This window comes from Streptomyces beijiangensis (genome assembly GCF_017315755.1).
Lineage (GTDB): Bacteria > Actinomycetota > Actinomycetes > Streptomycetales > Streptomycetaceae > Streptomyces > Streptomyces beijiangensis.
In genome coordinates, this window is the sequence record NZ_JAFLRJ010000045.1 from 1 (window position 1) to 5,035 (window position 5,035).

At 57.0% G+C, this 5,035-nt stretch carries 2 rRNA genes; both read right to left on the bottom strand.

The window, feature by feature from the left end:
- Positions 1 to 22 precede the first annotated feature (22 nt).
- Positions 23 to 3,146, bottom strand: a 23S ribosomal RNA gene (locus J0695_RS05935).
- 302 nt (positions 3,147 to 3,448) lie between these two features.
- Positions 3,449 to 4,974, bottom strand: a 16S ribosomal RNA gene (locus J0695_RS05940).
- The 16S and 23S rRNA genes sit together here, the layout of an rRNA operon.
- Between the last annotated feature and the right edge of the window lie 61 nt (positions 4,975 to 5,035).

Below are 5,035 nucleotides of genomic sequence, written 5' to 3' on the forward strand. Positions count from 1 at the left end.
AACACAGTGGACGCGAGCAACTGAGGACAAGCCCTCGGCCTATTAGTACCAGTCAGCTCCACCCGTTACCGGGCTTCCACATCTGGCCTATCAACCCAGTCGTCTACTGGGAGCCTTAACCCCTCAAAGGGGGTGGGAATACTCATCTCGAAGCAGGCTTCCCGCTTAGATGCTTTCAGCGGTTATCCTTTCCGAACGTAGCCAACCAGCCATGCCCTTGGCAGGACAACTGGCACACCAGAGGTTCGTCCGTCCCGGTCCTCTCGTACTAGGGACAGCCCTTCTCAATATTCCTACGCGCACAGAGGATAGGGACCGAACTGTCTCACGACGTTCTAAACCCAGCTCGCGTACCGCTTTAATGGGCGAACAGCCCAACCCTTGGGACCGACTCCAGCCCCAGGATGCGACGAGCCGACATCGAGGTGCCAAACCATCCCGTCGATATGGACTCTTGGGGAAGATCAGCCTGTTATCCCCGGGGTACCTTTTATCCGTTGAGCGACAGCGCTTCCACAAGCCACTGCCGGATCACTAGTCCCGACTTTCGTCCCTGCTCGACCCGTCGGTCTCACAGTCAAGCTCCCTTGTGCACTTACACTCAACACCTGATTGCCAACCAGGCTGAGGGAACCTTTGGGCGCCTCCGTTACTCTTTAGGAGGCAACCGCCCCAGTTAAACTACCCATCAGACACTGTCCCTGATCCGGATCACGGACCGAGGTTAGACATCCAGCACGACCAGAGTGGTATTTCAACGGCGACTCCACCATGACTGGCGTCACAGCTTCAAAGTCTCCCACCTATCCTACACAAGCCGAACCGAACACCAATATCAAACTATAGTAAAGGTCCCGGGGTCTTTCCGTCCTTCTGCGCGAAACGAGCATCTTTACTCGTAGTGCAATTTCACCGGGCCTATGGTTGAGACAGTCGAGAAGTCGTTACGCCATTCGTGCAGGTCGGAACTTACCCGACAAGGAATTTCGCTACCTTAGGATGGTTATAGTTACCACCGCCGTTTACTGGCGCTTAAGTTCTCAGCTTCGCAACCCCGAAAGGTCACTAACCGGTCCCCTTAACGTTCCAGCACCGGGCAGGCGTCAGTCCGTATACATCGCCTTACGGCTTCGCACGGACCTGTGTTTTTAGTAAACAGTCGCTTCTCGCTGGTCTCTGCGGCCACCCCCAGCTCACGAAGTAAATTCGATCACCAGTGATGGCCCCCCTTCTCCCGAAGTTACGGGGGCATTTTGCCGAGTTCCTTAACCATAGTTCACCCGAACGCCTCGGTATTCTCTACCTGACCACCTGAGTCGGTTTAGGGTACGGGCCGCCATGAAACTCGCTAGAGGCTTTTCTCGACAGCATAGGATCATCCACTTCACCACAATCGGCTCGGCATCAGGTCTCAGCCTTAATGTGTGACGGATTTGCCTATCACACGGCCTACACCCTTACCCCGGGACTACCACCGCCCGGGCTGGACTACCTTCCTGCGTCACCCCATCGCTTACCTACTACAGATCTGGTTCGCCGGCTCCACCACTTCCCTTTGCCCGAAGGCTCCAGGACGGCTTCACGGACTTAGCATCGTCTGATTCGATACTGGGCGTTTCAAAGCGGGTACCGGAATATCAACCGGTTGTCCATCGACTACGCCTGTCGGCCTCGCCTTAGGTCCCGACTTACCCTGGGCAGATCAGCTTGACCCAGGAACCCTTAGTCAATCGGCGCACACGTTTCTCACGTGTGTATCGCTACTCATGCCTGCATTCTCACTCGTGAACCGTCCACAACTCGCTTCCGCGGCTGCTTCACCCGGCACACGACGCTCCCCTACCCATCCCAGCGGGCGTTGGCCCTATTGCTGAAATGACACGACTTCGGCGGTACGCTTGAGCCCCGCTACATTGTCGGCGCGGAATCACTTGACCAGTGAGCTATTACGCACTCTTTCAAGGGTGGCTGCTTCTAAGCCAACCTCCTGGTTGTCTCTGCGACTCCACATCCTTTCCCACTTAGCGTACGCTTAGGGGCCTTAGTCGATGCTCTGGGCTGTTTCCCTCTCGACCATGGAGCTTATCCCCCACAGTCTCACTGCCGTGCTCTCACTTACCGGCATTCGGAGTTTGGCTAAGGTCAGTAACCCGGTAGGGCCCATCGCCTATCCAGTGCTCTACCTCCGGCAAGAAACACACGACGCTGCACCTAAATGCATTTCGGGGAGAACCAGCTATCACGGAGTTTGATTGGCCTTTCACCCCTAACCACAGGTCATCCCCCAGGTTTTCAACCCTGGTGGGTTCGGTCCTCCACGACCTCTTACAGCCGCTTCAACCTGCCCATGGCTAGATCACTCCGCTTCGGGTCTAGAGCGTGCAACTCAATCGCCCTATTCGGACTCGCTTTCGCTACGGCTTCCCCACACGGGTTAACCTCGCTACACACCGCTAACTCGCAGGCTCATTCTTCAAAAGGCACGCAGTCACGACGCACCAAGTAAACTTGATGCGCGACGCTCCCACGGCTTGTAGGCACACGGTTTCAGGTACTATTTCACTCCGCTCCCGCGGTACTTTTCACCATTCCCTCACGGTACTATCCGCTATCGGTCACCAGGGAATATTTAGGCTTAGCGGGTGGTCCCGCCAGATTCACACGGGATTTCTCGGGCCCCGTGCTACTTGGGTGTCTCTCAAACGAGCCGTTGATGTTTCAGCTACGGGGGTCTTACCCTCTACGCCGGACCTTTCGCATGTCCTTCGCCTACATCAACGGTTTCTGACTCGTCTCACAGCCGGCAGACTGTGAAAGAGAGATCCCACAACCCCGTAAGCGCAACCCCTGCCGGGTATCACACGCCTACGGTTTGGCCTCATCCGGTTTCGCTCGCCACTACTCCCGGAATCACGGTTGTTTTCTCTTCCTGAGGGTACTGAGATGTTTCACTTCCCCTCGTTCCCTCCACATACCCTATGTGTTCAGGTATGGGTGACAGCCCATGACGACTGCCGGGTTTCCCCATTCGGAAACCCCCGGATCAAAGCCTGGTTGACGGCTCCCCGGGGACTATCGTGGCCTCCCACGTCCTTCATCGGTTCCTGGTGCCAAGGCATCCACCGTGCGCCCTTAAAAACTTGGCCACAGATGCTCGCGTCCACTGTGCAGTTCTCAAACAACGACCAACCACCCATCACCCCGCTGAGAACAGCGAGTGCACTGGGGCCGGCAACCGAAGACACAGGCAAAAAGCCCGTACCTTCAGATACCCAACAGCGTGCCCGACCCGACCGACCATCTCTTGCTTTCCACGCCGAAGCAGTACTTGCAAGAAACAACCCATCGTGCCGAGTAGTCAACGTTCCACCCATGAGCAACCAGCACCGAACATTCGCCGGTGTACTGGCCTCTGACCAAGCAAAGCCTGGTAAGAAGTGCTCCTTAGAAAGGAGGTGATCCAGCCGCACCTTCCGGTACGGCTACCTTGTTACGACTTCGTCCCAATCGCCAGTCCCACCTTCGACAGCTCCCTCCCACAAGGGGTTGGGCCACCGGCTTCGGGTGTTACCGACTTTCGTGACGTGACGGGCGGTGTGTACAAGGCCCGGGAACGTATTCACCGCAGCAATGCTGATCTGCGATTACTAGCAACTCCGACTTCATGGGGTCGAGTTGCAGACCCCAATCCGAACTGAGACCGGCTTTTTGAGATTCGCTCCGCCTCGCGGCATCGCAGCTCATTGTACCGGCCATTGTAGCACGTGTGCAGCCCAAGACATAAGGGGCATGATGACTTGACGTCGTCCCCACCTTCCTCCGAGTTGACCCCGGCAGTCTCCTGTGAGTCCCCATCACCCCGAAGGGCATGCTGGCAACACAGAACAAGGGTTGCGCTCGTTGCGGGACTTAACCCAACATCTCACGACACGAGCTGACGACAGCCATGCACCACCTGTCACCCGACCACAAGGGGGGCCGTATCTCTACGGCTTTCCGGGCGATGTCAAGCCTTGGTAAGGTTCTTCGCGTTGCGTCGAATTAAGCCACATGCTCCGCTGCTTGTGCGGGCCCCCGTCAATTCCTTTGAGTTTTAGCCTTGCGGCCGTACTCCCCAGGCGGGGAACTTAATGCGTTAGCTGCGGCACCGACGACGTGGAATGTCGCCAACACCTAGTTCCCAACGTTTACGGCGTGGACTACCAGGGTATCTAATCCTGTTCGCTCCCCACGCTTTCGCTCCTCAGCGTCAGTAATGGCCCAGAGATCCGCCTTCGCCACCGGTGTTCCTCCTGATATCTGCGCATTTCACCGCTACACCAGGAATTCCGATCTCCCCTACCACACTCTAGCCTGCCCGTATCGACTGCAGACCCGGGGTTAAGCCCCGGGCTTTCACAACCGACGTGACAAGCCGCCTACGAGCTCTTTACGCCCAATAATTCCGGACAACGCTCGCACCCTACGTATTACCGCGGCTGCTGGCACGTAGTTAGCCGGTGCTTCTTCTGCAGGTACCGTCACTTTCGCTTCTTCCCTGCTGAAAGAGGTTTACAACCCGAAGGCCGTCATCCCTCACGCGGCGTCGCTGCATCAGGCTTTCGCCCATTGTGCAATATTCCCCACTGCTGCCTCCCGTAGGAGTCTGGGCCGTGTCTCAGTCCCAGTGTGGCCGGTCGCCCTCTCAGGCCGGCTACCCGTCGTCGCCTTGGTAGGCCATTACCCCACCAACTAGCTGATAGGCCGCGGGCTCATCCTTCACCGCCGGAGCTTTTAACAACCCCCCAGGAGGAGGGAAGTGTTATCCGGTATTAGACCCCGTTTCCAGGGCTTGTCCCAGAGTGAAGGGCAGATTGCCCACGTGTTACTCACCCGTTCGCCACTAATCCACCCCGAAAGGCTTCATCGTTCGACTTGCATGTGTTAAGCACGCCGCCAGCGTTCGTCCTGAGCCAGGATCAAACTCTCCGTGAATGTTTTCCCGTAATCGGGATCACACATCGGAAGAGCGGAACGATCGGTCGGAATAGGACCC